This window comes from Pusillimonas caeni (assembly GCF_003545815.1).
In the GTDB taxonomy this organism is placed as follows: Bacteria; Pseudomonadota; Gammaproteobacteria; order Burkholderiales; family Burkholderiaceae_B; genus Pusillimonas; species Pusillimonas caeni.
The window spans coordinates 321769-347552 of the sequence record NZ_PDUW01000004.1 but is presented as its reverse complement, the minus strand read 5'-3'; the positions used below and the strand labels follow the sequence as shown (position 1 = coordinate 347552).

Sequence of the window (25784 nt, the reverse complement as noted above, 5' to 3'; positions counted from 1 at the left end):
GACGACATGGCGCTGGCTGATCCCGTGCAGTCGTTCAATCTGCCCTCCCGTACGGCCAGGTATGCGGCGGGCGCGGTCTTTCTTATCGCCATAGTCGCCGGAGCCGCGTCGGCGGCCTGGAGCCTGGCCTCCGGCCAGGCCGCCCTGGCGCCCGAGGCATGGACCCGCGCCGGGCTCATGCAGGGGGAGACGACCCGGCGCCTGGCCTCCGAGCTGGCGCAGGCGCCACTGCCCGCCGCCATGGCCGACGCCGAGAGGGGGGCCTCATGGCTGCTCGCCGGCTCCCTCGGACCGCGCGTGCGCCAAGGCTGCGGCCAATGGCTGTTTCTGGTCGACGAGTTGACGGTTCATCCGGATGCGCGACGGAATCTCGAAACACGCTTGGATGCGGCTGCGCACATGCGCACGCTGCTGCATGGCCGCGGAGTCGAGCTGCTGATCGCGACCGTGCCCGACAAGAGCCGCGTGCAGCATGAACAGCTATGCGGCATATATCGTCCCGCATCGTTCTCCGATCGCTTGCATGGTTGGGAAGAGGGGCTGGCGCAGCGCGGTGTTGCGCGCGCCGCCTTGCTGCCGGCGCTCGAGGCGACGCGCGGCGGTGGCGATCAGCCGTTTCTAAGGACCGATACCCACTGGACAGAGACGGGAGCGCGCGCCGCGGCAGAGGCCATTGCGCATGCGATGGACCGGACCGGAGTGGAATTGACGCCCCCTCTGCGCTATGGATTGAAAAGCGGTGAACCTGGGGTCCGGGAAGGCGACCTGGTGCGCCTGGCGGGAATAGATTGGCTTCCCATGGCGCTTCAACCCGCTCCCGATATGGTGGCGCCCACGCGCTTCAGCATAGAAGCGCCGGCTGCCAAGGACGCGGCCCCGGGCAGCGGCGATACGGCCGACGACCTGTTCGGAGACGCCAGCCTGCCTTCGGCGGCGCTCATTGGCACCTCGTATTCACGGACCTCGTCCTTTGTGCCTTTCCTCGAGACCGCGCTGCATACTCCCGTACCCAGCTTTGCTCAGGACGGCGGCGACTTCTGGGGAGCGGCAAAAACCTATCTGGCGTCGGCCGAATTCCGCGATACGCCTCCGCGGGTGGTGATCTGGGAAATACCCGAACGCGTGCTGCAGATGCCCATTGTTGCGGAAGAGCGGGCATGGATGGATAGCCTGGAGGCGGCGGTGGAAAAGAAGGCGGCTCCCTGACGCACCAGGGCGCGCGAACGAAATACTTGAACCATAAGAAAGACAGGAGTGATTGATATGGCTATGGCAGCGGCGGCATTGGCGGGACTGAGTTTTCTCGTCATCGGCGAAAGTCACATGATGTATGAACTGCGCGATGCCCTCCATGCGGATCTGGATGCCCAGGGCGCGGCTTATGTGCATTCGGTGGGCGCCTGCGGGGCGAGCGCCATCGACTGGGTCAAGCCCAGAAAAGTGGATTGCGGCGCCGAAAAGAAGAACGACGCGCCCGCCAAACTCAATACCGCGGGTTCAGAGACCCAGGCCATCAAGCAACTGATTGCGTCGGACAAACCCGATGTCGTGCTTTTGGTCATCGGCGATACGATGGGGTCCTACGACAATGAAACCTTTCCCAAGGCTTGGGCGTGGCAAGGCGTCTCGGCCCTGACCAAAGAGATCGCCGCTACGGGCACGCGCTGCGTCTGGGTCGGGCCGCCTTACGGCAAGGCCGGCGGAAAGTACAACAAGAAAGACGATCGTGTCGAACGCGCCGACCGCTTCCTGGCGGCTAATGTCAGCCCCTGCGTTTATATCAATTCGCTCAAGTTCGCCAAGCCGGGGCAATGGCGTACCTTCGACGGGCAGCACTTTGCAGCGGACGGCTATGCCGCATGGAGCAAAGCCATCGTGGGCGAGGTCACGCAAATGCCCATGATCGAGCAGCTGAGAAAAGCCAAGGCTCAGTGACAGGACGGAACCGGCAAGGCAAGGAGTTTTTTCTCGTCCTTGCTTTCGCCGGTATAGCCGCGTTGATAGATCGGATCCTGAAATGCGCTTGCCGGATCGATGATGGTCCAGCCCCGGCTCTCGAGGCCGTGCAGCAGTTCGGGCAGTATGGCCGCGTTCAAGTGATTGGCGTGCAGAAGCAGCACGTGCGCCGGACTCCGTTTCAGTTCTTGAACCCAGTGTGTCTCTTGCGCCTGGGCCTCGGCCAATATCCGCTCGACATAGTCCTGCCGGAAGGCGGCCGCTTCGGCTTGTGAGCCTGTTCGCAGTATGTCGAGATAGCGCTGCGCAAATTCCCAGTCGGGCATTGAAATGGTGGCGGAAGCCACGCCGTAGCCGTGCTGCGCAAGCCATCGCATGGCCTGATCGTGCTGTGCCGGACTGCCCCCTTCATCCAGATAGGGAAAACGAAGCCGCGGGCACCAGCCCGGCAAGGCTTGCAATAGGGCCTGCGCACGCTCCACGTCGGCAAAATAGTGCGCCGTATCCGACTTGCTCAGATAGCCGTGGCTGTATGTGTGGTTGCCGACAGCATGGCCGGCTTCGCCCCAGGCCCGCACCAAAGCCAGGTTTTCCGGATTGGCCAATGCCATCCCCGACGGAAAGAGCATGGCGCGCGCCCGATGCCGCTTCAGGGCGGCAAGCATTGCTGTATTGTCAGCCACCGCTCGAGGGCCGCTGCTGGCCACATCGAAGCCGTCGTCGAAAGTAAGAGCAATGGTTTGCGTGTGGCCCGCACCCGCCTGCACAAGGAGCAGCAAAGCGCTGAGAAGCCACGAGTATCCCAGGCGGCGCAGCGGGCGGATAGACATCGAGGTGAGTTTCATCGCGAAGCCATGGCTGGGTTGCGGAAGGCGGTTGTGGCCGATCGGCCAAGAGGGCGGAAGACGCGTTTGGAAGCTGCGCCGATTCGGTGAAGCACCAGCATTATACGTTCCGGCCCCGCAGCACATTGCTTTTTCCCGGCCCGACGAGAGCCGAGGCGCCGCGAAATATACCAACCCGCGACCGTCGGCTGCCCGCGACACTTTCCCCCGCTATTCCCGTGCTTGATTGCCTTGTCTTGTGCAATGCAGTAAAGTAGTGTACTTGGCCGGGTGCAACATCCCCAACCCGGCCTTGTGGGCACTATCGTTCGGGCCATCCGCCCGTTTTTTGCGCCTGTATCACTTAGCCAAGGGCCGCGTCACAAGCGTGTGTTGCCATGGCATCCGTTTCTACCTCCCGCGTTCACAAGAGCGCTCGTACGGTGTTTCGACGAGTGGGCATCGGTACGGCACGGTGTCTGGGTGGAGTGGCTCCGTGAGCCATCAAGCCTCAGCACATCATGCCGCGTTTGGTGCAGCTTCGGCCTTCATTGGCCAATCGAGATGTCCGTACCGGTTACGAAAGGACTACAACATGGAACTCAATGGCGCCGACATCGTCGTACGATGCCTGGCCGAGCAGGGCGTGGAGCACGTTTTTGGCTACCCTGGCGGCGCAGTGCTGTACATCTACGATGCCATCTATCAGCAAGACTCTTTCAAGCATATTCTGGTTCGCCACGAGCAGGCGGCCGTGCATGCGGCCGACGCGTATTCGCGCTCGTCGAACAAGGTCGGGGTGGCGCTCGTCACCAGCGGACCCGGGCTGACCAATGCCGTCACGGGCATTGCGACGGCCTACATGGACTCCATCCCGATGGTCATACTCAGCGGCCAGGTGCCTACGACCGCCATCGGCTCCGATGCATTCCAGGAATGCGACACGGTCGGCATCACCCGCCCCTGCGTCAAGCACAACTTCCTCGTGCGCGACGTCAAGGACCTGGCCGAAACCATGCGCCGGGCCTTCTATATCGCGCAGACCGGCCGGCCCGGCCCCGTGCTGGTCGACATCCCCAAGGACATCACCGTCGCCAAGTGCAAGTTCACCGCCAAGAAGGGCGAGGTGTCCATGCGCTCGTACACGCCTGTCGTCAAAGGGCACCACGGCCAGATCAAGAAAGCCGTGCAGATGCTGCTGGCGGCCGAACGCCCCATGATCTATTCGGGCGGCGGCGTGGTGCTGTCGGATGCGGCCGAAGAGCTGCGCCAGCTCGTGGAGCTGGTCGGCGCGCCCTGCACCAACACCCTGATGGGCCTGGGCGCCTTTCCCGCCGATGACAAGCGCTTCGTCGGCATGCCCGGCATGCACGGCACCTACGAAGCCAATATGGCCATGCAGAACTGCGACGTGCTGGTGGCCGTGGGCGCGCGCTTCGACGACCGCGTCATCGGCAACCCGCGCCACTTCGCGCAGAACCAGCGCAAGATCATCCATATCGACATCGACCCTTCGTCGATATCCAAGCGCGTGCGCGTGGACGTGCCCATCGTGGGCAACGTCAAGGACGTGCTGCAGGACCTCAACGCTCTGTACATGCAGACCGCCGTCGAAACCGAACCCAACAGGGCCGCGCTCGAAAAATGGTGGCAGCAGGTCGAGACCTGGCGCGGCAAGCGGTGCCTGGATTATGCGGGCTCCGATACCCTGATCAAGCCTCAATACGTCATCGAGACGCTGTGCGAAGTGACCGGAGGCAATGCCTTCGTCACCTCCGACGTGGGGCAGCACCAGATGTGGGCGGCCCAGTACTACCGCTTCAACCAGCCGCGCCGCTGGATCAATTCCGGCGGCCTGGGCACCATGGGCGTGGGCCTGCCCTACGCCATGGGCGTGCAGATGGCCAATCCCGATGCCGACGTCGCCGTCATCACCGGCGAGGGCTCCATACAGATGAACATCCAGGAATTGTCCACCTGCAAGCAGTATCATCTGTCGCCCAAGGTTCTGTGCCTCAACAACCGCTATCTGGGCATGGTGCGCCAGTGGCAGCAGATCGACTATGGTTCGCGCTATTCCGAATCGTACGTGGACGCATTGCCCGACTTCGTCAAGCTGGCCGAAAGCTACGGCCACGTGGGGGTTCGCATCGAAAGCCCCGGCGACGTCGAGCCCGCCCTGCGCGAGGCCTTCGGCAAGCACAAGGATCGCCTGGTCTTCCTCGATTTCATCACCGACCAGACCGAGAACGTGTGGCCCATGGTCAAGGCCGGCCGCGGCCTGACCGAAATGCTGCTTGGCGCCGAAGATCTATAAGGACAGAACAATGAAACACGTGATTTCCATTCTTCTGGAGAACGAGCCGGGCGCCCTGTCGCGCGTGGTGGGGCTGTTCTCGGCGCGCGCCTACAATATCGAAACCCTTACCGTCGCGCCGACCGAAGACGCGACCTTGTCCCGCATGACCATCGTCACCGAAGGGTCCGAGGACGTGATCGAACAGATCACCAAGCACCTGAACCGCCTGATCGACGTGGTCAAGGTGGTCGATCTGTCGGAAGGCCCGCACATCGAGCGTGAACTGATGATGATCAAGGTAAGGGCGGTGGGCAAAGAGCGCGACGAAATGAAGCGCATGGCCGATATTTTTCGCGGCCGCATCATCGACGTGAGCGACAAGGCCTACACCATCGAGCTGACCGGCGACCAGGACAAGATCGAAGCATTTATCGGCGCCCTGGACCGCAGCGCCATCCTGGAAACCGTCCGCACGGGGGTCTCCGGCATCGGCCGCGGCGAACGCGTTTTGAAATTGTAATTAAAATCACGGGTCTGGCAGCGGTATACAGCCCGAACACTATCAATCCGGGCCGTCTTGCACGGCCCGCTAAAAATACGCTTAGTTTGGAGCATTATCAATGAAAGTTTTCTATGACAAAGACTGCGACCTGTCCCTGATCAAGGGCAAGACGGTTGCCATCATCGGCTACGGTTCGCAGGGTCATGCGCATGCGCTCAACCTGCATGAGTCGGGCGTGAACGTCGTCGTCGGCCTGCGCAAGGGCGGCGCTTCGTGGAGCAAGGCCGAAAATGCCGGCCTGAAAGTGCTGGAAGTGGCAGAGGCCGTCAAGGCCGCCGACCTGGTCATGATGCTGCTGCCCGACGAGAACATCGCCGAGGTCTATCGCAACCACGTCCATGCCAACCTCAAGGCCGATGCTGCGCTCGCCTTCGCCCATGGCTTCAATGTGCACTATGGCCAGGTTCAGCCGCGCAACGACGTCGATGTCATCATGATCGCTCCCAAGGCCCCCGGCCACACGGTGCGCGGCACTTACCGCCAGGGCGGCGGCGTGCCGCACCTGGTCGCCGTTCACCAGGACGTCAGCGGCAAGGCGCGCGACCTGGCCCTGTCGTACGCCATGGCCAACGGCGGCGGCCGCGCCGGCATTATCGAAACCAACTTCCGCGAAGAAACCGAAACCGACCTGTTCGGCGAGCAGGCCGTTCTGTGCGGCGGCACGGTCGAGCTGATCAAGGCCGGCTTCGAAACGCTGGTCGAGGCGGGCTACGCCCCCGAGATGGCCTACTTCGAGTGCCTGCACGAGCTCAAGCTGATCGTCGACCTCATCTACGAGGGCGGCATCGCCAACATGAACTACTCCATCTCGAACAATGCCGAGTATGGCGAGTACGTCACGGGCCCGCGCATCGTCACGGACGAAACCAAGAAGGCCATGCGCCAGGTGCTCACCGACATCCAGACCGGCGAGTACGCCAAGAGCTTCATTCTGGAAAACGCCGCCGGCGCGCCCAGCATCACCTCGCGTCGCCGTCTCAATGCCGAATCGCAGATCGAGCAGGTCGGCGGCAAGCTGCGCGCCATGATGCCCTGGATCGCCGCCAACAAGCTGGTTGACCAGACCAAGAACTGATTGGCTCTTGCCGGTCGTTCTATAAACACCCCGCACGCCGGAGCAGCGCTCCGGCCCCAGCGGGGTGTTTTTTTGCCGCCGGGCCGCCCCAAGGCAAAAAAGCCCCCATGGGGGGCAGCAAGCAGGCGTAGCCTGCGCGGCGTGGGGGCATTTTTTGCCGGGGGCGCCGAGCCGCCGGGCCGCGGTTGCAGTATGGCGGCGGACAACCATCTGCCGGGCGTTTTCAGTTATCCTTTAATACGATGAATAAACCTTCCTATCCTCATCCCATCATTGCCCGCGAAGGCTGGCCGTTTCTGGCCGGCATCGTCGTCATATCGATCGCCGTCACGATCTGGTCCGGCTGGGCCAGCGTGCCGTTCTGGCTGCTGTCGGTGTTCGTGCTGCAGTTCTTCCGCGATCCGCCGCGCGTGGCGCCCGACGGCGAACTCAATGTGCTCAGCCCGGCCGACGGCCGCATCGTGGTCGTGCAAGAAACCCAGGACCCTTACCACGGCAACCGCGACGCGCTCAAGATCAGTGTGTTCATGAACGTCTTCAACGTGCATTCGAACCGCTCGCCGGTCGATGGCGAAGTGCTGTCCACCGATTATTTCGCGGGCAAGTTCTTCAACGCCGCCCTGGACAAGGCGTCGCTCGAGAACGAGCGCAATGCCATGGTGCTGCGCACCACACAGGGCCACATCGTGACCGCCGTGCAGGTGGCCGGCCTGGTGGCCAAGCGCATTCTTTGCTATGCCAAGGCGGGAGACTCGCTTCACCATGGCCAGCGCTACGGCTTCATCCGTTTCGGCTCGCGCGTGGACGTGTATCTGCCCATCGGCTCGCGGCCGCGCGTGGCGATCGGCGACAAGGTCAGCGCCACCAGCACGGTTCTTGCTGAGTTGCCGGCAGCGGCGGCTGTGAGCGCCACGGACGCTTGAGCCGCGTTGCCCTCTAAATGGCCATGTACGAAGGATGCGGGTCCTTCGTCATCCAGCCCGAAGGAAAGACAATATGCCCAATTTTTCGGATGAAAACAGGCGGCGGCGCAGCATCTACCTGCTGCCCAATGTCTTTACCACAGCCAATCTCTTCGCGGGCTTCTACGCGGTCGTCCAGGCCATCAACGGCCGGTTCGAGATCGCGGCCATCGCCATCTTCGTGGCCATGATCTTCGACGGCATGGACGGCCGGGTGGCCCGCCTTACCAACACCCAGTCGGCATTCGGCGAACAGTACGATTCGCTGTCCGACATGACGTCTTTCGGCATTGCGCCGGCCCTGGTCATGTATCAGTGGAGCTTGCAGGGCCTGGGGCGCTGGGGCTGGCTGGCCGCTTTCATCTACGTGGTGGGCGCCGCGCTGCGGCTGGCCCGCTTCAACACCAACATCGCCGTGGTCGACAAGCGCTTTTTCCAGGGGCTGCCCAGTCCGGCCGCGGCGGCGCTGCTGGCGGGCTTCATCTGGGTCGCCATCGACAACCGCCTGCAGCTGGGCTCGGCCACGATCGCGTGGTGCGCCTTCATCATCACGGTGTACGCGGGCATCGCCATGGTGTCCAACACGCCTTTTTACAGCGGCAAGTCGTTCGCGCTGGGGCACAGCGTGCCGTTCTGGGTGATGCTGGTGCTGGTGGCGGTGTTCGTATTCGTTTCCAGCGATCCGCCCTTGATGCTGTTCGGCCTGTTCGTCATCTATGGGCTGTCGGGCTGGGGCATCATGCTGTGGCGCTGGCGCCGTGCCCGGCAGCTTAGCCGCATGCGCCAGGAGGGCGCTCCCGAGGCGACGCCGTTTCCCGAGCCGCCGGCTCCGCACACCATCGCCACGCCCCGCGACGAGGACGAACCGCGGCGGCCCGGAACCTAGAACGTTTTGAAGCAAAGCGCTCTTTGAGTTTTTAGCGGGGGCGGTGTGCGGACCGCAACCACCCCCGCTTTGAAAATCGAGCGCGCGAAGCAAAACGAACTAGAAGAAGGGCATGAAGCGGTCGCGGTCGTACATGGGATCGGGGCCGGGGTGGAAGCGGGTGACCCGCTCGCCGTCCGTACCGAAATACACGTGCATCAGCGAATTCCACACGCCGCTTTGCTGGTAGCGGTAGCTCCAGACGATCTGGATGGAAGAGGGCAGGCCGACCCCGCTTTTTTCGGCCGGGGGGCCGAACTCGCAAAGCACTTGTTCCGGCGTCCATGTGCCTTCGCGCAACACCTGGAAATGCTGGTCGGTGAGAAGCTGGGCGATTTCGCCGACCCGCCCTGTGGGATCCACATTGGTTCCCCAGGCGAACTGGCCGAAGGGCTGGCCGCTCCAGATGACGCGTTGGCCGCCGTCGGGCAAGGGGCAGGAATAGTTGGGACTCCCGAACTCGCTTTCGACCTGCGCAAGAGGCGTACCGGGCGGCACGCTTTTGAAGGTGGCGCAGCCGCCGAGCAGGACAAGAGGAAGGAGTGCGGCCAGGCAGGCGCGGCGCAAGCGGAAGGAAATCATGACGTGCACCAAATCCGTTATAATGCCAGAGTCTTAAGATTACCTCATGCCCAAAGAGCATGGTGTGACTCTTTCGATGCAAATGTATATTGTCAATCCATCACGTCCGGGCACCTCGGCCCTGACGCATGTTAACGAGGCTAAAAATGTCTGTTGCTGACATCAAAAAATCCGACATCGTCGCGCAATTTCAACGCGCGCAAGGCGATACCGGTTCCCCCGAAGTGCAAGTGGCTCTGCTTACGGCACGCATCAACGAACTGACCGATCACTTCAAAGCCCACATGAAAGATCACCATTCGCGCCGCGGGCTGCTGCGCATGGTCAGCCGTCGCCGCAAACTGCTCGATTACCTCAAGGGCCGCAACCCCGACGCATATCGCGCTCTGATCGAAAAGCTCGGTCTGCGTAAGTGATACCCGGGGCGAGCTCCCCACTATGTACGACCGTGCACATTGCGACCTTCGTCGCCGTGTGCACGGTTTTTTTATTGTAAGGATATTCCGTAATGTTTAATAAAGTGACCAAAACGTTTCAGTATGGTCAGCATACGGTGGTTCTCGAAACCGGCGAAATCGCGCGCCAGGCGTCCGGCGCCGTGCTGGCTTCGATCGGAGACACTGTAGTTCTGGCGACTGTGGTTGCGGCAAAGCAGGCCAAGCAGGGCCAGGATTTCTTCCCCCTCACCGTCGACTACGTTGAAAAAACCTATGCGGCCGGCCGCATCCCCGGCGGCTTCTTCAAGCGTGAAGGCAGGCCGTCCGAGAAAGAAATCCTCACCTCCCGCCTGATCGACCGTCCGCTGCGCCCCTTGTTTCCCGAGGGCTTCTACAACGACGTGCAGGTCATCGTCCATACTGTATCGGTCGACCCGGAAATCGATCCCGACATCGCCGCCATGATCGGCGCATCGGCCGCGCTGGCTATTTCGGGCATTCCTTTCAACGGCCCCATCGGCGCCGCCCGGGTCGGCTACCTGAACGGTGGCTATGTACTGAACCCCACCGCCGGCCAGCTTGCCGAGTCCCAGCTCAACCTGGTGGTGGCCGGTACCGAAGCCGCCGTGCTGATGGTCGAATCCGAAGCGCATGAGCTTTCCGAAGACGTGATGCTGGGCGCCGTGGTGTTCGGCCACGAGCAAATGCAGGCCGCCATCAACGCCATCCACGAGCTGGTTGCCGAAGCCGGCAAGCCGGAATGGGATTGGCAGCCCGCGCCCAAGAACGAAGCCCTGATCACCGCTGTAAAAGCCGCCGCGCTGGAAGGCCTGCAGGCCGCCTACAGCGTGCGCCAGAAACAGCAGCGCACGGCTCAACTGCGCCAGGTCTATGCCGACGTCAAGGCCAAGATGCTCGAACATGCCGCGGCGCGCGGCGAAGAGGCCCCTGACAACGTCGAGGTCGAAAACATCCTGTTTGATCTCGAGTCGCAACTGGTGCGCAACCAGATCCTCAGCGGCGAGCCCCGCATCGACGGCCGCGACACCCGCACGGTGCGTCCCATCAGCATCCGCCTGGGCGTGCTGCCGCGCGCGCACGGCAGCGTGCTGTTCACCCGTGGCGAAACCCAGGCTCTGGTGGTCGCCACCCTGGGCACCAAGCAAGACGAGCAGATCATCGACTCCATCATGGGCGAGTCGCGCGACCGCTTCATGCTGCACTATAACTTTCCTCCGTTCTCCACCGGCGAGACAGGGCGCTTCGGCGTGCCCAAACGCCGCGAGATCGGCCATGGCCGCCTGGCCAAGCGCGCACTGATCGCCTTGCTGCCCGAGCCGCAAGACTTCCAGTACACCATCCGCGTAGTGTCCGAAATCACCGAGTCCAACGGCTCCTCGTCGATGGCTTCCGTGTGCGGCGGTTCGCTGGCCATGATGGACGCCGGCGTGCCCATCAAGAATCACGTCGCCGGCGTGGCCATGGGCCTCATCAAAGACGGCGGCAAATTCGCCGTTCTCACCGACATCCTGGGTGACGAAGACCACCTGGGCGACATGGACTTCAAGGTGGCCGGCACCGAGCAGGGCGTCACCGCGCTGCAGATGGACATCAAGATCCAGGGCATCACCAAGGAAATCATGCAGGTTGCGCTGGCCCAGGCCCGCGAAGGCCGCATGCATATCCTGGGCAAGATGCGCGAAGCCCTTGAAAGCTCGCGCACCGAACTGTCCGAGTTCGCTCCGCGCATGCTCACCGTCAAGATCAACCCCGAGAAGATCCGCGACGTCATCGGCAAGGGCGGCGCCACCATCCGTGCCCTCACCGAAGAGACCGGCACCCAGATCGACATCGGCGACGACGGCGTTATCACCATCGCCAGCGCCGACCTGGACAAGGCCCGCGAAGCCGAGCGCCGCATCAAGGAACTCACGGCGGACGTCGAAGTCGGCCAAGAGTACGAAGGTCCCGTGCTGCGCCTGCTGGATTTCGGCGCCATCGTCCAGGTACTGCCCGGACGCGACGGCCTGCTGCACATTTCCGAGATCGCCAACTATCGCATCAACAACATCAACGATGTGTTGAAGGTGGGGCAGGTCGTGCGCATCAAGGTCATCGAAGCCGACGACAAGGGCCGTCTGCGCCTGTCCATGAAAGCCATCGGCGGCATCGAGGCGCAAGGCGGACCCCAGGGGCCTGTCGCTGCGTCCGAGACCGCAGCCGAGTAAGCTTCGCTGCCCGGCGCGCCGGCCTCCATGGCCGCCGCGCCTGCGATTCCGCGTTTTACGGATCGCATTCAAAGCGCCCGCGAATTGAATTCGCGGGCGCTTTTTTCATGCGCCTATCAAAGGCTGTTTGCCGTATCAGCCGCCCGAGGAGCCCGAGTTGCTGGAGTCCTGCGTCTGCTTGGCGGAGTCGGCGTCCTTGGTGGCCGTGCCGTGGCCGGTTCCCGTGCCGGTGCTTTCGATGTCCGTGCCTTCGTTTCCGCTGTAGTCGGTCTTGTCTCCGACTTCTCCGCTCTTGGGCTTGGTCTCTTCGCTTTCAGAGGTCTTGGTCCGGTCCGAGCGGCTGTCCGCACCTGTGGATTGGGGCGCTGTGCCGTCATTGCCCGTGACCCCGGTGTCGGCGGCGCTGCCCTGTCCAGCCTTGCCGGCCTCGGGAGCGGGGCTGGTCTGTGCATGGCCCGGCAACGCCCAGGCCAGTGCCAGCGTACACAGCGAAAGGGCGATGAAATGTTTCATGGTGCTCTCCTGAGATGCTGTGCCGACGTAGCGCCGGGTGGCGATTCAAGGCAGCAGCAGACAAGCAGCAGGTAACGTGCCCGGGCCTGTCCCATACGCCCGCGTCCGAGCGTGGGCAAGGTTTTTGCTATGCGATCACGAACCGCTATGGCGGGGCCGTTTCTATACCCGTTTTCCTGACACCTCTTGAACAGGCAGTTTGCCCACCGAATTTTCAAGGAGCAATTATGCGATCGATTCTTTTATGGCTGCTGGGTGTACCCATTCCGATCATCATTCTGCTGGCTTTGTTTTGGCACTGAGTTCTTGAAGTCCGATCAATCAATAAAGGATATGTCATGCAAAGAACCGAATCCGCTCCGGGGTATGGCCCGAACCCTTATGTTTCTATGGAATCCACCCACTCGGCCGTGTCATGGGGGGCCGTCATCGCCGGCGCCGTGATTGCGGCGGCCTTGAGCGCAATGCTTATCACCGGCGGTACCGGACTGGGATTTCTAGCCGTCTCGCCCTGGAAAAACGATGGCGCTTCCGGAACCACTCTGGCCGTCGGAACCATAATATGGCTCTTCATCAGCCAGATCATCTCTTACGCCGTGGCCGGATACGTAGCCGGCAGGCTCAGGACCAAATGGGCCGACGCCCGCGGGGACGAGATCTACTTCAGGGACACCGCCCATGGCTTTCTGGTCTGGGCGCTGAGCTTCGTCGTAGCCCTCGCCTTGCTGGGCTCCACCGCGGCGTCCGTCATCTCGGGCACCGCGCGGGCGGGCGCATCGATGGCCGAGACAGGCACTACCGCGCTGGCCGCAGGCGCATCCAATGGCGGCGAAAGCGCCGGCAGCGATGAAGGTGGATGGTCGCTGGACTACTTTGCCGATGCCTTGTTGCGGCCGAACGAGGTCGACTTGTCCAGCCCCCAGGGTGACGTGAAGCGTGAGGTGTCCGTGATTCTGGGCAGAAGCGTCGCCCAAGGCGAAATTTCAGAAGAAGACAAGACCTACTTGACCCGAGTGATCGCTCAGCGCGCCGGCGTCAGCGAAGCCGAAGCGCAAGAGCGTCTGGATCGAATCACTGCGCAAGCGAAACAAGCCGCCGACGAGCTCGAGACCAAGGCTCGAGAGGCCGCGGACGCCGCGCGCAAAGCCGCCGCCGCATTTGCCCTTTGGGCGTTTGCCTCGTTACTGCTGGGCGCATTTGTAGCCAGCTTTGCCGCCACCATAGGGGGTAGGGCCCGAGACCTGTAAAGCCGATGTACAGGTCTACGGTTTTGGGGCTGCCGATATCAGGCAGCCCTTTTTGCTGTCCGTAGCGGCATTCAGCGTAGGCGCAATAACGTGCGTGAAGATATGGACGCGGAACACGCTACGCTAGCTTTGTGTGAATGGATTTGGCCCTAACTGCTTGATTTTATTGGTGCGTCCAGCCGGAATCGAACCGGCACGATCAATGATCGAGAGATTTTAAGTCTCTTGCGTCTACCAATTCCGCCATGGACGCATTGTTTGGTGACTTGGGGCTTTGTAACTGCTGTGGGATGGCGGAAGCGGTGAGATTCGAACTCACGGACGGGTTGCCCCGTCGCCGGTTTTCAAGACCGGTCCATTCAACCACTCTGGCACGCTTCCAGCAAAGCATGGCAGTGTAACGCATGCCGCGGGTGCTTGTCATTTGCGGACGTGCGTTAACGGCGGGTTCCACATCCCGAACGCGGTTACGAATAATCGCGTTGGGCTTTCCCGTGCACTGCCAGGCGATTGCGTCCTGACACGTTTCTATAAGTGTCAAAATTTGACAATAAAGCAATGCTTGAAAGGGGGAAAAACTCAGGCTAGCCCCACAATATTGATACATCTATTTCAGTCGCGGAAATTACATATTTCGCTCGCGATTCTCATATAGCAACTCCAGTCGAGTAGATTCGCGTATGTCAGAAGGATCAATTGTCATTCTGAGCAGAGTACCCGAGCGCTTGTCCCAATACATGCTGAATCTGCATGCGCTCACTTCGCAGTTTTTGTTCTTTTCCGACGTTGGGTCGCTGCTGGGCCGGCGGCGATCAGGCACTACCCGCCTGATCATCATCGACAATGCCGACGACGATATCGATATCGCCGTAGCCATTGACGCGCTAAGGCGGGTAGAGGCGTATCGGACGATAACGATTCTGGCCATCGTCAAAGAAAGCGCATCCGACAGCGGAGTCCGTGCACTGGAAGCGGGGGCGAACGACTATCTGCCTATTTCATATGTCGACAGAGAGTTGGCGATACGGGCCCGGATGCATTGGAATACCAGTGCAAAGTTGAATGAACCCGTTGACTTGGGCGTAGACTTCAACAGCATCTATCCTATGGAAGACCGGCTGCTTATGCAAAATGCCCTATGGCACATCAAAAAGCATATAGCGGATATTTCGAGCGTGAGCGATTTATCGTTGCATATGGGCCGAAGTGAAAAAGACATCAATAAAGCGTTCATCTCCCATCTTGGCCTGACCGCTTTCTCTTACATACGAGCGCACAGAATAGACGCAGCGAAAGCCGAGCTTGTACGTACACGCCTTCCTATAGCTCAGATCGCGCTTGACGTGGGTTACTCGAGCCCCGCCAATTTCTCGACGGCGTTCAAAAGCATTGTTGGGATGAGCCCCGCGCAATACCGGCGCGAGGTTCGGCGGGCAGAATGTCAAGAAAAAACAAGTTTGTAAGTTTCAGCTTTGTTTGGAAGTTTTTCAAAGGTTTCAAGTTATTTTTCAAAAGTAGCGCGCGTTGGACCCTCCCATACTTGCGTCCGTTCGGGTTAAAGGCCCCCTTCGGAGAGAGCAAGATGAACAAAGCGTACAAAAGCATATACAACGAAAGGACAGGAACCTTCGTTGCAGTTTCGGAAAATTCAAAGGCACGAGGCAAGCGGTCTTCCAGCCGTGTTCGTGCCGCGGGTGGATTAGCGGCGGCGGTCGCGGCGGGCGCGCTTTTCATGGGAAGCGCGCTGGCTGACGTTGTAGTTGATGAGCCAGGCAACACCATTGAATTCACCACGCCGGGCGGAAACATCGACTTCCAGGGCGGTGGCACCATTACCGGCCTGACCGGTTTGACGGTAGGCGGGGCGCTGTCGGCCGATCAGGTTACCGTTGGCGCCAATGCGGTGCTCAATGCCTCCAGCATGCAGGTCGTAACAGGCCAGCAGTTGTTTGCGACCAATCAACAAGTCACCAGCGCGCAATCGGCCATCACTACGCTTCAAGGCCGGGTCGGCAGTAACGAAACAGCCATCTCGGGTCATGAGACCAGGATCACCAACAACGAAACTGCGATCGCTGATCATGAAACAAGAATCACCGGCAACGAAGGCGATATTGCCGCAATCAACAACAGCCTGAGCGCATTGGGCGTCGATGGCGCCAACCCCGGCGTCAAATACTTCCGCGCCAATTCCACCGCTGCGGATGCCCAGGCAAGTGGCGCTGAGTCGGTTGCCATCGGCCCTCGCAGCGTGGCCAGCGGTAACCGCGGCCTTGCTGCGGGTGATGACGCACGGGCAACCGGAGTCAATAGCGCCGCGCTAGGCGCAGGTACACGTGCGGGCGGCACCCGTGCGACCGCCGTGGGTTATGGGGCCAATGCTTCCAGTACAGGTGCGGTCGCCGTTGGCGACGAGGCCGCCGCCACCGGAGGTAGCGCGGTTGCCGTGGGTGACGGCGCGAGCGCAGCGGGTGGTGTCGGCATTGCTGTAGGCTCAGGCGCCGTGGCGGCAGCCCAGAACAATATCTCGATCGGTGAACAAGCTGGCGTAGGCACGGTTGGTCGCCCCGCAAACGATTGGCAGAATAATATCGCCATCGGAGCCCAGGCCGGTCAAAACGTCCAAGGCCAACGTAACGTGGCAATGGGAAGTTCAGCCGGCAATGGCGCCTTGGGCAACGACAATGTGGCCCTCGGGGAAAATGCGGGCAGCGGGCTGGATGGTGATTCCAATATCAGTATCGGCAGGAATGCAAATGTGGCTGGCGGTTCGGTGGACCGCGTCATCGCTATCGGCGAAAGCGCCCGGGCGGGCACCGACGGTGTCGCAATGGGTTCCTTCGCTTCCGCTGCCGGAATCAATGGCGTGGCGATCGGCATTAGCGCGAGTACGCAGGGCTCGGGTGTTGGCATCGGCCGTAATACCCTGGCTGACAGTGGCTTTGTCGCCCTGGGCTCGGGTTCCCGGGCTGTCGCGGCGGATGTTTCCGGGGCCGGTGCGTTCACCAATAATCCTTTTACAGGAAGTGCTGTTTCCGTGGGAAGCAGCGAGCCTGGCAACGAATTTACGCGGCGTATCGTCAACGTGGAAGATGGCGCAAACGATACTGATGCGGTGAACGTCCGCCAATTGAGGACGATCATCGATGACTTTGGCGCAGCCGTTGACTACGACCTTTTGGCAGACAAAATCGGCGATAACTGGGGCGATCAAATTGCCGCGGCCAAGCCCAAATATCTTTCCATCAACGATGGCGGCACTCCGTACGACAACGTAAATAACGATGGCGCGGGCGGAATTCGCTCAATTGCCCTGGGGCCGGATGCCAGCACTTCTGGCGCCAATTCAACAGCCGTCGGGTCTGATGTCGAAGCCTTGGGCGATTCTTCGGTAGCCATGGGTCACGATGCTAAAGCGGTGGGTGCCAAGTCGGTGGTTATCGGTAATGACCGTACGGAAGCGCGCGACGACAGCGGCGTGGCTATTGGCAACATCGCACGCAGCCGCGGCGCGAACTCCATCGTCATCGGTACCGATTCGGAAGTGGATGACCAGGACGGCACCAACGTCCAGAACTCGATCGTCATCGGTACCGGCTCGGTGTCGTCGGCGCAGGAAGGCATCGTCATCGGCCGGGATTCTCTCGTGAATGCCGCCAGGGGCATTGCTCAGGGCGACAATGCCGAGGCGACCGCGGTGGACGCCATGGCTTTCGGTTCGGGTTCTCGCGCCAGCGGCGTCCGCTCTCAAGCTCAGGGTACGGACGCCCGGGCCAGCGGCATGGACTCCATTGCCATCGGCAGCGGCTCTCGCGCCACGCAAGCTCGCGCAGTGGCCCAGGGCCAGGATGCGCAGGCGACTGCTGTGGATGCTATGGCGTTCGGCACCGGGTCTCGGGCCAGCGGTACAAATTCTCAGGCAAGCGGTAATGGAGCCGTTGCCAGCGCCGCCAACGCGCAGGCGAGCGGTACTGGCGCCGCCGCCGGCGGCACGAATGCGCAAGCCAGCGGCACGAATGCACAAGCTACCGGCACAGACTCCATCGCTGTCGGCACGGGCGCAAGCGCCGCCGCGACGAATGCATCCGCATTCGGCCAGGGCGCAACGGCCGGGCATATTGGCGCGGTCGCGCTGGGCAGCGGCGCCGTCACGGCGGCAGCGGTCGGTACTTCCAGCATGACGGTCGACAAGAACACGTACAACTTCGCCGGCACCAACCCGATTGCGACTGTCAGCGTGGGCGCTCCGGGCGCCGAGCGCACCATCACCAACGTCGCCGCCGGCCGCGTAAGCGCCACCAGCACCGACGCCATCAACGGCAGCCAGCTGTACGGCACCAACGTGGCGCTGGATCGCCTGGCCGATAATCTGGATACCGCGGGCCAGAGCGTGGCTGATGCGCTGGGCGGCGGTTCTTCGTACAACCCCACCACCCACCAAGTCACTGCGAACCTGACGGTGAACGGCAATACCTACAACAACGTGCAGGACGCCCTGGGCTATGTCGGCCAGGGTTGGAACATCAGCGCCGACGGCGGTGCCGCCGGCAACGTCGCCCCAGGCGGTTCGGTGGACTTCGGCAATACCGATGACAACATTGTCGTCACCCGCGACGGTACGAACATGACGTTCAACCTGGCTAACGACATCGAGGTCGGCAACAGCATCACTGTTGGCGACACCGTCATCGAGGGCGACAGCATCACGACCAACAACCTGACGGTTGGAGGTGAAACCCGCCTGGGCGACAACTTCGTCGTGAACAATGCCGGCGACGTGACCTACAACGGCTATGAAATCGCCACCCAGAACGACGGCTTGAGCTTTGCGGGCAACACCGGAACCGACATCGCCAAGACCTTGGGCGACAACACGCCGCTGACCATCTCGGGCGAGCTGGCTGCCGGCGCAGATTCCACGGGCGCCAATCTGCGCGTGGATAGCGACGGCAACCAGTTGAACCTGGTGATGGCGCAAAACCTGACCGATCTGAGCAGCATCACGATCAACAACGGTGGTCCGGTGATTCATGAAGGCGGCATCAACATGAACGACAACCGCATCACCAACCTGGCCCCCGGCGAGGACGGCACCGATGCGGTGAACCTCGATCAGCTGGAGGCCGTTGAGGCGGTCGCCAACGCGGGCTGGAACCTGACCGACGCTGGCGGCAACGAAGTCAACATCGGCCCCGACGGCCTGGTGACCTTCCAGGGCGACAGCAACATCTCCGTCGAGCAGACGGGTGCCGATCAGGACGGCGTGATCGAAATCGCCCTGAATCGCGACCTGGACGTGGACAGCGTCACGGCTGGCGACTCGGTGCTCGACACCGACGGCCTGACCGTGGATGACGGCGCAGGCAACCGAACGGAGGTGGGTGCAGGCACGATCGAAGTGGCCGGCGCCGGAAGCACGACCATTATCGGCGGCAATCGGATCGTGGTCGGCGGCGGCAACCCGGTCACCATCGACGGCGACGCCGGCACCATTGGCGGCTTGACCAACAAGACCTGGAACCCCGATGGGCCCATCGTGAGCGGCCAGGCCGCGACGGAAGACCAGCTCATGCTCGTCAGCCAGGCGGCCAACGCTGGATGGAACGTGTCGGTGGGGGGCGAGGGCGCTCTGGCCGACAACAAGGTGGGGCCTAATGGAGTGGTCGATTTCAGCAACACCGACGGCAACATCGAAATCACCCGCAACGGCACCGACCTGGAATTCAACCTGAACAAGGACGTTGACCTGGGTTCGGACGGCAGCCTGAGGACGGGCAATACGCTGGTCAACAACGACGGCCTGGCGGTGAATGACGGTGCCGGCAACTCGACGACGACCACGGTCGCCGGTACGACCGTGACCAACAGCGCAGGCGACACGACCACGTTGGCGGCCGACGGTACGACGGTGAGCAACGCTGCGGGCGATTCGACCACGGTGGGCGCCGGCACCATCTCGGTGGCCGATGCGGGCGGCAATACGACGACCATCGGCAGCACTCAAGTCATGGTCGGCGGCAGCAACCCCGTCACGATCGACGGCGAGTCCGGCACGATCGGCGGCCTGACCAACAAGACCTGGAATCCCGATGGGCCGATCGTCAGCGGCCAAGCGGCGACGGAAGACCAGCTCATGGTCGTCAGCGAAACGGCCAACGCCGGCTGGAACCTGACCGACGCCGAGGGCAACGATGTCAATATCGGACCGAACGGACTCGTGACGTTCGAGGGCGACGACAACATCACCGTGGCCCAGACAGGCGACGACCAGGACGGCGTGGTGGAAATCACGCTGAACAAGGACGTTGATCTTGGTCCCGACGGCAGCCTGACGACCGGCGACACCGTAATCAACAACGGCGGCGTCAACGTGGGCGGCGACGTGCACCTGGGCAACACCGGCCTGACGATCAACAACGGTCCCAGCGTCACCATCGACGGCATCAATGCGGGCAACATGCGCATCGTCAACGTTGCTGCCGGAGTGAACGACACGGATGCGGTGAACTATGGCCAGCTCAGGCCGATAGAGTCCTTCATCGATCTCGACGGAAACGGTACGTTCGCCTACAACGGCACGCAGCACGGTTCGCTGAAGGACGTGCTCGACAGCATGCACTGGAACGTCGAGGCGCCCGCGCCTGACAACTCGGGCGATGGCTCGGGCGGTTCGGGCGGCTCGGGTTCCGGTGGATCCGGCGGCGGCAGCGGCGGCTCGGGCGGCACGCCCATCCACAACGGCAACACCGTGGGCTTCGTCGAAGGCGACAACATCGTCATCTCGAAGACCGAACGGTCCGACGGTGCGGGCGCGGACATCAAGGTATCCGTGGCTCAGGACATCAAGGTCAACTCCATCACCGCGGTGAAGGTGCAGGCCGATGAAATCCAGATCAGCAACGGTGGTCCTGTCATCAACGAGAACGGCATCGATATGTCGGGCAAGCCCATCACCAATGTGGCGGCGGGCGTGAACGAAACCGATGCGGTGAACGTGGGCCAGCTGCAGCAGGCCACGGGCAATCTGCAGGGCCAGGTCAACAGCCTGCGCAACGACGTGCGCCGCCTGGACAACAAGCTGAGCGCGGGTGTGGCGGCGGCCATGGCTACCGCAGCGCTGCCGCAAGCCTACTTGCCCGGCAAGAACATGATGGCGATGGCGGGCGGCACCTGGAACGGCGAATCGGGCATGGCGATCGGCTTCTCGGGCATTACCGATAACGGCAAGTGGATCTACAAGCTTTCGGGCAATGCCACGTCGCGCGGCGACTACGGCGGAGCCGTCGGTATCGGTTATCAGTGGTAGGTAGCCCTGAAGTCGAAGGCGCATCGGCCGGCACCATGCCGATGCGCCGCACTTATCCTTGAAGGAATTCACATCATGAATAAAAAATTGATTGGAGCCGCTGTTCTGGTCGGCTTTGCCCTGGCAGGCTGCGGTACGTTGAGCAAAGTGGACGCCAACGGGCAGACCGAAGAACCGGTGTTCCCCGACGTGGACAAAGCGACGTTTCACACGGGCTCATTCCCCAACATCGACAACCTGCGCCAGGTTCGGGACGGCGTGACGCGCGATCAGCTCTACGATCTGCTGGGCCGGCCGCATTTCTCTGAAGGCTTCCGGGTGCGCGAGTGGGACTACCTGTTCCATTTCAACACGCCCCAGGGCCTGAAGACCTGCCAGTTCAAGGTGCTGTTCGACAATGAAAAGATTGCGCGCAGCTTCCACTGGGCTCCCGCCGAGTGCGCCGACATCCTGAACCCAAGCCAGCCGGCGCCCGTGAAGCCGTTCTCGCTTTCGGGCGACGTCGGATTTGCCTTTGGCAGCGCGGTGCTCACGGCGGCAGGCCAAAGCACGGTGCGCGACATTGCCGGGCAGTTGAAACAGATGCGCGAGGTGCAGCGGATCACGGTTTCGGGCCATACCGACCGGATCGGCGATGCGGCGTCCAATCAGCGCCTGTCGCAGCAGCGGGCCGAGTCGGTGCGCCGCGCTCTGGCCGCGGAGGGCATCCCCGCCTCAGTGATCGTGGCGCAGGGCTTCGGCGAGGAGAGGCCGGTGGTGCAGTGTGATCAACGAGACCGCGGCGATCTGATCGCCTGCCTGGCGCCCAACCGCCGTGTCGACATCGAGGTTCAGGGCCAGCGCTAGCGTTGGTGCCCAACAGGCCGCCAGGAGATTCCTGGCCGGCCTTTTTTATTTCAGAAAACAATGAATATCCTGCTCAAATTGACGGCGGCGGTGCTTATGGCCGGCCTGGCCGCATGCCAGCACACCGCGCCGAACCAAGTGCCTCAGCCCGTGGATCCGGTTCCTCCTTCGGTCAGAAGCCAGAGCGCGCCGCCCGCCGCCGCGGCTGCGCCCCGCAGTGCGCCGCAACCGCGATCGGCCACCATCATCACTCTGCATCTGGCGCAACAGCAGCAAGAGCCGGCGCTGATCGAAGTCGATGCCGGAGGCAAGACGCCTTTGTACGCCTTGCCTCAGCCGGTGCTGACCCAGTCCGACATCGGACGCGTGTCGCCCGTGAGCGGACCCAGCGGCACCTTCGTCCTGCTCGAGATGAACGAGCGGGGCATACCCAAGCTGCACAGCATTACGCAACAGGCCCGCGGCCACTACCTGCTGCTCAGCGTGCAGGGGCAATTGGTCAGCGTCGCTCAAATAGGCGAAACCATCCGGGACGGCCGCTTGCTGGTCGGCACGCAAAGCGTTCAGCACAGCCAGGCGATCGTCAGGATGATGCGCGGCGGCTCTTAAGCCTGCGCCCCATGTATGACGCCGACATCGTCTTCCTGCTTCTCAGTTCGCCCCGTTCGACGCGCTTCGTGGATTTCCTGGCATTGCACAATGCCGTTGCCAATGCCGGCTTCCACACAGTCATTGCCACCAGTCCGGCCGAGGTGGGCCATACGGCCAGGCGTTTGCGTGTCCTGGTCATCGACGGCGACTCCAGCGGCGATTTCGACCCATACGCCGTGACTGAAGCGCTGCGTCGGGTGGATGACGCGGCGATCATGCTCTTGACCGACGCCATGCCCTTGGCCAGCGAACGGGGCCTGTACGCGGGCGCCGACGTCTGCCTGCCCAGGTCGGCGAGCACCGACGATATCCTGGACGCTTTGAGCGAACTTGCAAGCGCCTCATCGCCCATGCAGTGCTCTGCGCCGCATGGGCGATAATGACGCTTGCGGTGCAAGCGCATCCCGAAAACGGGCCGCCTTGCGAGGTCAACGAATACAGGAGTCGATATGAAAGCGGTGGAAATTACGAAAGCGGGCGGTCCCGAGGTGCTGGTGCCGATCGAGCGCGCCATGCCCGAGCCGGGTCCGGGCGAGGTGCTGATCAAGGTTTCCGCCGCGGGGGTCAACCGGCCCGACGTGCTGCAGCGCCAGGGCGTCTATCCTCCGCCTCCCGGCGCTTCCGATCTGCCCGGCCTGGAAGTGGCGGGCGAGATTGTGTCCGGCGATGCCGCCGCCGGCGGTTTTTCGGTGGGCGACAAGGTCTGCGCCCTGGTGTCGGGCGGCGGCTACGCCGAATACGTGGTGGCGCCGGCCGCGCAATGTCTCACCATACCCAAGGGCTTGTCCGAGATCGAGGCGGCCGGTCTGCCCGAAACCTATTTCACCGTCTGGAGCAATGTGTTCGACCGGGGCCGTCTGGCCCAGGGCGAAACCCTGCTGGTCCACGGCGGGGCCAGCGGCATCGGCACCACGGCAATCCAGCTGGCCACGGCCATGGGCAACAAAGTGTATGCCACGGCCGGCAGCGACGAGCGCGCCAGGGCGGCGGAAGAACTCGGCGCGGTGCTGGGCATCAACTACCGCAGCCAGGACTTCGTCGAGGAAATCCGGCGTGCAACCGACAAGAAGGGCGTCAACGTCATTCTGGACATGGTGGCGGGCGACTACATCGACCGCGACCTCAAGTGCCTGGCGGACGACGGCCGCATCGTCATCATTGCGGTGCTGGGCGGCAGCAAGGCCACCATAGACTGCGGCCAGATACTGCGCCGGCGCCTGACGGTCACCGGCTCCACCCTGCGTCCGCGTCCCGTCGAATTCAAGGCCGACATTGCGCAGTCGCTGCAGCGCCACGTGTGGCCCCTGCTCGAATCGGGGCGTATCAAGCCCATCGTGCACAAGACCTTCCCGCTGGACAGGGCGTGCGATGCACACGCCATGATGGAGGCGGGCGAGCAGATCGGCAAGCTGATCCTTACCGTGTAGTAGCGCGCTCGTGTGGGCGGGAAAGCGCCCCCGGCGGGCCCAGCGGGGTTCGGGAGCCACGCTGCATGGTGCAGCTGTTGGATGCCGGGGGCGTAACGCGATATAATGCCCGGTTAACTCGATTTTTATAGTTGTGATCGGCCCTTTTGGGGCCGGCTGCACGAAAGCACCATGCCAAGGTGGCTGCCCGGGCGCGTTTGAGGCGCATTGGGGCGGTTGCCGCTTTTGGAACTCAATGAATACTGCTTCTTTTCGCAAGCGCCTCGTCATGGGCAACTGGAAGATGCATGGCGGGCTCGAGGCCAATGCCAAGCTGCTGGCCGATCTGCGCGCCGGGGCGGGCATCCTGGCCGACTACTGCACGCTTGCCGTCTGCACGCCTTTTCCCTATCTGGCCCAGGCGCGTTCGCAGCTTGAAAACAGTGCCGTGTCCTGGGGCGCCCAGGACGTCAGCGCCCACGAAAAAGGCGCTTACACCGGCGAAGTTTCCGCTTCAATGCTGAACGACTTCGCCTGCACCTGGGTGCTGGTGGGGCACTCCGAGCGCCGCGCCATGCATGCCGAAACCGACGATCTCGTTGCGGCCAAGGCCAAGGCGGCCCTGGCTGCCGGCCTCGCCCCCGTGGTGTGCGTGGGCGAAACGCTGGACGAACAGGACGCGGGCCGGACGCTCGCCGTCATCCAGCGTCAACTCGAGCCGGTGCTGGCGCTGGGTTCCCAGGCGGTTTCCAGGCTGGTGGTGGCCTACGAGCCCGTATGGGCCATCGGCACCGGCCGCAGCGCCACGCCGGCGCAGGCCCAGGACGTGCACGCCGCCATCCGCGCCAGCCTGGCCACGGTGGACGCGGCTCAGGTGCGGGTGTTGTATGGCGGCAGCGTCAAGGCCGACAACGCTGCCAGCCTGTTCGCCATGCCCGACATCGACGGAGCGCTGGTGGGCGGCGCCTCGCTCGTGGCGGACGAATTTTTACGCATTGCAGCCTCATAGGCTTCGGAGTCATTTCAATGAATTGGTTGTCACCTTTACTTCTGGCGATTCAGGTCATCACGTCGCTCAGCATCATCGTGCTCGTTCTGCTGCAGCAGGGCAAGGGCGCTGACATGGGTTCGTCCTTTGGCAGCGGTTCGGCGGGCAGTATTTTCGGCGCTTCGGGCGCTGCAAACTTTCTGTCGCGCATGACCAAGTGGGCGGCCATTGTTTTCTTCCTGTCGACCATCGGCCTGGCCTATACGGCGCATCGCACGGGCGACTCCATTCTGGATGGCGGCCTGATGCAGGACTACCAGGCGCCTCCGCCGCCCGCTTCGGGCAGCGCCGTGCCGACGGTGCCGGGAGAAGCTGCGCCGGCCGGCAACGAGGGGGCCGCGCCTGCGTCCAACGGGGCGGCCGTGCCCGCTGCGCCGACTGGCGCTGCCGGCGAGGCGCCGCAAGCGCCCTCGGAAGTGCCCCAGGCGCCTTCCGGTTCTCAGGCCGGGCAGTCCGCTGCGCCCGCTCAGCCCGAGGTGCCTCAGGCCCCCGACGCTCCCGCGCAGTCCGCGCCCTGATGCTTCAAAGGCATGATCGCCGCACTTTTTGCAATGCCGCCGACGTTTGGCGATTTGTATTGTGAAAAACATGCTAAAATTGCGTTCTTTGCATTTGCCGACGTGGTGGAATTGGTAGACACGCTATCTTGAGGGGGTAGTGGCGAGAGCTGTGCGAGTTCGAGTCTCGCCGTCGGCACCAAATTTGAGATCGGTCCGTTCGATCCAGTCAACGACCGATAGAACATCAGAAACCCGCATGAACGACGTTCATGCGGGTTTTTTTGTCGCCGGGCCACCCCAAGGCAAAAAAGTCCCCATGGGGGGCAGCAAGCAGGCGTAGCCTGCGCGGCGTGGGTATTTTTGTCTCTGGGCGCGCCGGCGAAACGGCCCCTTGGGGGACGCAGCAAGAGGCGCCGC

General features: G+C 62.5%; 21 protein-coding genes and 3 tRNA genes. 19 read left to right on the top strand and 5 right to left on the bottom strand.

Annotation, left to right across the window (positions count from 1 at the left end; genetic code table 11):
* Positions 1 to 6: 6 nt before the first annotated feature.
* Together CSC67_RS11530 and CSC67_RS11525 are read left to right on the top strand one after the other, a co-directional pair.
* On the top strand, positions 7 to 1206 hold the full coding sequence (locus tag CSC67_RS11530; RefSeq protein WP_118994657.1) for an alginate O-acetyltransferase AlgX-related protein: 1200 nt from the start codon (positions 7 to 9) through the stop codon (positions 1204 to 1206).
* A gap of 57 nt (positions 1207 to 1263) precedes the next feature.
* Positions 1264 to 1935, top strand: coding sequence for an SGNH/GDSL hydrolase family protein (locus tag CSC67_RS11525; RefSeq protein WP_245220204.1), 672 nt, complete (start codon positions 1264 to 1266; stop codon positions 1933 to 1935).
* On the opposite strand, the gene CSC67_RS11520 is transcribed toward CSC67_RS11525, so the two are convergent.
* On the bottom strand, positions 1929 to 2801 hold the full coding sequence (locus CSC67_RS11520) for a polysaccharide deacetylase family protein (RefSeq protein ID WP_167752862.1): 873 nt from the start codon (positions 2799 to 2801) through the stop codon (positions 1929 to 1931). The genes CSC67_RS11525 and CSC67_RS11520 overlap by 7 nt on opposite strands.
* 574 nt (positions 2802 to 3375) lie before the next feature.
* On the opposite strand from CSC67_RS11520, the gene CSC67_RS11515 reads away from it, so the two are divergent.
* From CSC67_RS11515 to pssA, 5 genes are all read left to right on the top strand, one after another.
* Entirely contained in the window at positions 3376 to 5097 is a 1722-nt protein-coding gene (locus CSC67_RS11515; protein WP_118994655.1) for an acetolactate synthase 3 catalytic subunit, read from the top strand.
* Positions 5098 to 5107: 10 nt separating this feature from the next.
* Positions 5108 to 5599 (top strand): acetolactate synthase small subunit, encoded by a 492-nt coding sequence (gene ilvN, locus CSC67_RS11510; RefSeq protein WP_017522656.1) that lies wholly within the window; start codon positions 5108 to 5110, stop codon positions 5597 to 5599.
* A gap of 100 nt (positions 5600 to 5699) precedes the next feature.
* The gene (ilvC, locus tag CSC67_RS11505) at positions 5700 to 6716 is read left to right on the top strand and encodes a ketol-acid reductoisomerase (protein ID WP_118994654.1); all 1017 of its coding nucleotides are present in this window, start codon (positions 5700 to 5702) and stop codon (positions 6714 to 6716) included.
* A 242-nt stretch (positions 6717 to 6958) separates the two neighbouring features.
* A complete protein-coding gene (locus tag CSC67_RS11500; protein ID WP_118994653.1) occupies positions 6959 to 7639 on the top strand; it encodes a phosphatidylserine decarboxylase in 681 nt (226 codons plus the stop codon).
* Between the two features lie 73 nt (positions 7640 to 7712).
* Positions 7713 to 8564, top strand: a complete 852-nt coding sequence (pssA, locus tag CSC67_RS11495; RefSeq protein WP_118994652.1) for a CDP-diacylglycerol--serine O-phosphatidyltransferase — start codon at positions 7713 to 7715, stop codon at positions 8562 to 8564.
* Between the two features lie 99 nt (positions 8565 to 8663).
* On the opposite strand, the gene CSC67_RS11490 is transcribed toward pssA, so the two are convergent.
* Positions 8664 to 9185 carry a hypothetical protein gene (locus tag CSC67_RS11490; protein ID WP_245220203.1) on the bottom strand — a complete coding sequence of 174 codons (522 nt, stop codon included), beginning with the start codon at positions 9183 to 9185 and terminating at the stop codon, positions 8664 to 8666.
* Positions 9186 to 9331: 146 nt separating this feature from the next.
* Between CSC67_RS11490 and rpsO the strand changes: the two genes are divergently transcribed.
* Positions 9332 to 9601: a 30S ribosomal protein S15 gene (gene rpsO, locus CSC67_RS11485; RefSeq protein WP_118994650.1), complete on the top strand. Its 270-nt coding sequence runs from the start codon at positions 9332 to 9334 to the stop codon at positions 9599 to 9601.
* Between the two features lie 92 nt (positions 9602 to 9693).
* Positions 9694 to 11850 carry a polyribonucleotide nucleotidyltransferase gene (pnp, locus tag CSC67_RS11480; protein ID WP_118994649.1) on the top strand — a complete coding sequence of 719 codons (2157 nt, stop codon included), beginning with the start codon at positions 9694 to 9696 and terminating at the stop codon, positions 11848 to 11850.
* 135 nt (positions 11851 to 11985) lie between these two features.
* Here pnp and CSC67_RS11475 read toward each other — a convergent pair whose 3' ends face one another.
* Entirely contained in the window at positions 11986 to 12363 is a 378-nt protein-coding gene (locus tag CSC67_RS11475) for a hypothetical protein (protein ID WP_118994648.1), read from the bottom strand.
* Positions 12364 to 12701: 338 nt separating this feature from the next.
* Here CSC67_RS11475 and CSC67_RS11465 point away from each other — a divergent pair, with 338 nt between their 5' ends.
* The gene (locus tag CSC67_RS11465) at positions 12702 to 13610 is read left to right on the top strand and encodes a hypothetical protein (protein ID WP_118994646.1); all 909 of its coding nucleotides are present in this window, start codon (positions 12702 to 12704) and stop codon (positions 13608 to 13610) included.
* A gap of 167 nt (positions 13611 to 13777) precedes the next feature.
* On the opposite strand, the gene CSC67_RS11460 is transcribed toward CSC67_RS11465, so the two are convergent.
* Positions 13778 to 13863: transfer RNA gene (locus tag CSC67_RS11460), tRNA-Leu, on the bottom strand.
* 38 nt (positions 13864 to 13901) lie between these two features.
* Positions 13902 to 13991 (bottom strand) — tRNA-Ser (locus CSC67_RS11455).
* A 356-nt stretch (positions 13992 to 14347) separates the two neighbouring features.
* On the opposite strand from CSC67_RS11455, the gene CSC67_RS11450 reads away from it, so the two are divergent.
* The 9 genes from CSC67_RS11450 to CSC67_RS11410 all read left to right on the top strand — a co-directional run bounded on the left by CSC67_RS11450 (position 14348) and on the right by CSC67_RS11410 (position 25566).
* Positions 14348 to 15073 (top strand): response regulator transcription factor, encoded by a 726-nt coding sequence (locus CSC67_RS11450; protein ID WP_167752861.1) that lies wholly within the window; start codon positions 14348 to 14350, stop codon positions 15071 to 15073.
* Positions 15074 to 15192: 119 nt separating this feature from the next.
* Positions 15193 to 20916, top strand: a complete 5724-nt coding sequence (locus tag CSC67_RS11445) for a YadA-like family protein (protein WP_167752860.1) — start codon at positions 15193 to 15195, stop codon at positions 20914 to 20916.
* Positions 20917 to 20991: 75 nt separating this feature from the next.
* A complete protein-coding gene (locus CSC67_RS11440) occupies positions 20992 to 21762 on the top strand; it encodes an OmpA family protein (protein WP_118994643.1) in 771 nt (256 codons plus the stop codon).
* Positions 21763 to 21822: 60 nt separating this feature from the next.
* The gene (locus CSC67_RS11435; RefSeq protein ID WP_118994642.1) at positions 21823 to 22371 is read left to right on the top strand and encodes a hypothetical protein; all 549 of its coding nucleotides are present in this window, start codon (positions 21823 to 21825) and stop codon (positions 22369 to 22371) included.
* An 11-nt stretch (positions 22372 to 22382) separates the two neighbouring features.
* Entirely contained in the window at positions 22383 to 22793 is a 411-nt protein-coding gene (locus CSC67_RS11430; RefSeq protein ID WP_118994641.1) for a hypothetical protein, read from the top strand.
* 69 nt (positions 22794 to 22862) lie between these two features.
* Entirely contained in the window at positions 22863 to 23840 is a 978-nt protein-coding gene (locus tag CSC67_RS11425) for an NAD(P)H-quinone oxidoreductase (RefSeq protein WP_118994640.1), read from the top strand.
* Between the two features lie 235 nt (positions 23841 to 24075).
* Positions 24076 to 24828, top strand: a complete 753-nt coding sequence (gene tpiA, locus CSC67_RS11420) for a triose-phosphate isomerase (RefSeq protein WP_118994639.1) — start codon at positions 24076 to 24078, stop codon at positions 24826 to 24828.
* 17 nt (positions 24829 to 24845) lie between these two features.
* On the top strand, positions 24846 to 25385 hold the full coding sequence (gene secG, locus CSC67_RS11415; protein WP_118994638.1) for a preprotein translocase subunit SecG: 540 nt from the start codon (positions 24846 to 24848) through the stop codon (positions 25383 to 25385).
* Positions 25386 to 25481: 96 nt separating this feature from the next.
* Positions 25482 to 25566, top strand: a tRNA-Leu gene (locus CSC67_RS11410).
* The last annotated feature ends 218 nt before the right edge of the window (positions 25567 to 25784 follow it).

Bases quoted from the DNA above. Each gene is read 5' to 3' on its own strand.
- CSC67_RS11530 (WP_118994657.1), top strand. From the start codon at position 7: ATGGCGCTGGCTGATCCCGTGCAGTCGTTCAATCTGCCCTCCCGTACG.
- CSC67_RS11525 (WP_245220204.1), top strand. From the start codon at position 1,264: ATGGCTATGGCAGCGGCGGCATTGGCGGGACTGAGTTTTCTCGTCATC.
- CSC67_RS11520 (WP_167752862.1), bottom strand. From the start codon at position 2,801: ATGAAACTCACCTCGATGTCTATCCGCCCGCTGCGCCGCCTGGGATAC.
- CSC67_RS11515 (WP_118994655.1), top strand. From the start codon at position 3,376: ATGGAACTCAATGGCGCCGACATCGTCGTACGATGCCTGGCCGAGCAG.
- ilvN (WP_017522656.1), top strand. From the start codon at position 5,108: ATGAAACACGTGATTTCCATTCTTCTGGAGAACGAGCCGGGCGCCCTG.
- ilvC (WP_118994654.1), top strand. From the start codon at position 5,700: ATGAAAGTTTTCTATGACAAAGACTGCGACCTGTCCCTGATCAAGGGC.
- CSC67_RS11500 (WP_118994653.1), top strand. From the start codon at position 6,959: ATGAATAAACCTTCCTATCCTCATCCCATCATTGCCCGCGAAGGCTGG.
- pssA (WP_118994652.1), top strand. From the start codon at position 7,713: ATGCCCAATTTTTCGGATGAAAACAGGCGGCGGCGCAGCATCTACCTG.
- CSC67_RS11490 (WP_245220203.1), bottom strand. From the start codon at position 9,185: ATGATTTCCTTCCGCTTGCGCCGCGCCTGCCTGGCCGCACTCCTTCCT.
- rpsO (WP_118994650.1), top strand. From the start codon at position 9,332: ATGTCTGTTGCTGACATCAAAAAATCCGACATCGTCGCGCAATTTCAA.
- pnp (WP_118994649.1), top strand. From the start codon at position 9,694: ATGTTTAATAAAGTGACCAAAACGTTTCAGTATGGTCAGCATACGGTG.
- CSC67_RS11475 (WP_118994648.1), bottom strand. From the start codon at position 12,363: ATGAAACATTTCATCGCCCTTTCGCTGTGTACGCTGGCACTGGCCTGG.
- CSC67_RS11465 (WP_118994646.1), top strand. From the start codon at position 12,702: ATGCAAAGAACCGAATCCGCTCCGGGGTATGGCCCGAACCCTTATGTT.
- CSC67_RS11450 (WP_167752861.1), top strand. From the start codon at position 14,348: ATGCTGAATCTGCATGCGCTCACTTCGCAGTTTTTGTTCTTTTCCGAC.
- CSC67_RS11445 (WP_167752860.1), top strand. From the start codon at position 15,193: ATGAACAAAGCGTACAAAAGCATATACAACGAAAGGACAGGAACCTTC.
- CSC67_RS11440 (WP_118994643.1), top strand. From the start codon at position 20,992: ATGAATAAAAAATTGATTGGAGCCGCTGTTCTGGTCGGCTTTGCCCTG.
- CSC67_RS11435 (WP_118994642.1), top strand. From the start codon at position 21,823: ATGAATATCCTGCTCAAATTGACGGCGGCGGTGCTTATGGCCGGCCTG.
- CSC67_RS11430 (WP_118994641.1), top strand. From the start codon at position 22,383: ATGTATGACGCCGACATCGTCTTCCTGCTTCTCAGTTCGCCCCGTTCG.
- CSC67_RS11425 (WP_118994640.1), top strand. From the start codon at position 22,863: ATGAAAGCGGTGGAAATTACGAAAGCGGGCGGTCCCGAGGTGCTGGTG.
- tpiA (WP_118994639.1), top strand. From the start codon at position 24,076: ATGAATACTGCTTCTTTTCGCAAGCGCCTCGTCATGGGCAACTGGAAG.
- secG (WP_118994638.1), top strand. From the start codon at position 24,846: ATGAATTGGTTGTCACCTTTACTTCTGGCGATTCAGGTCATCACGTCG.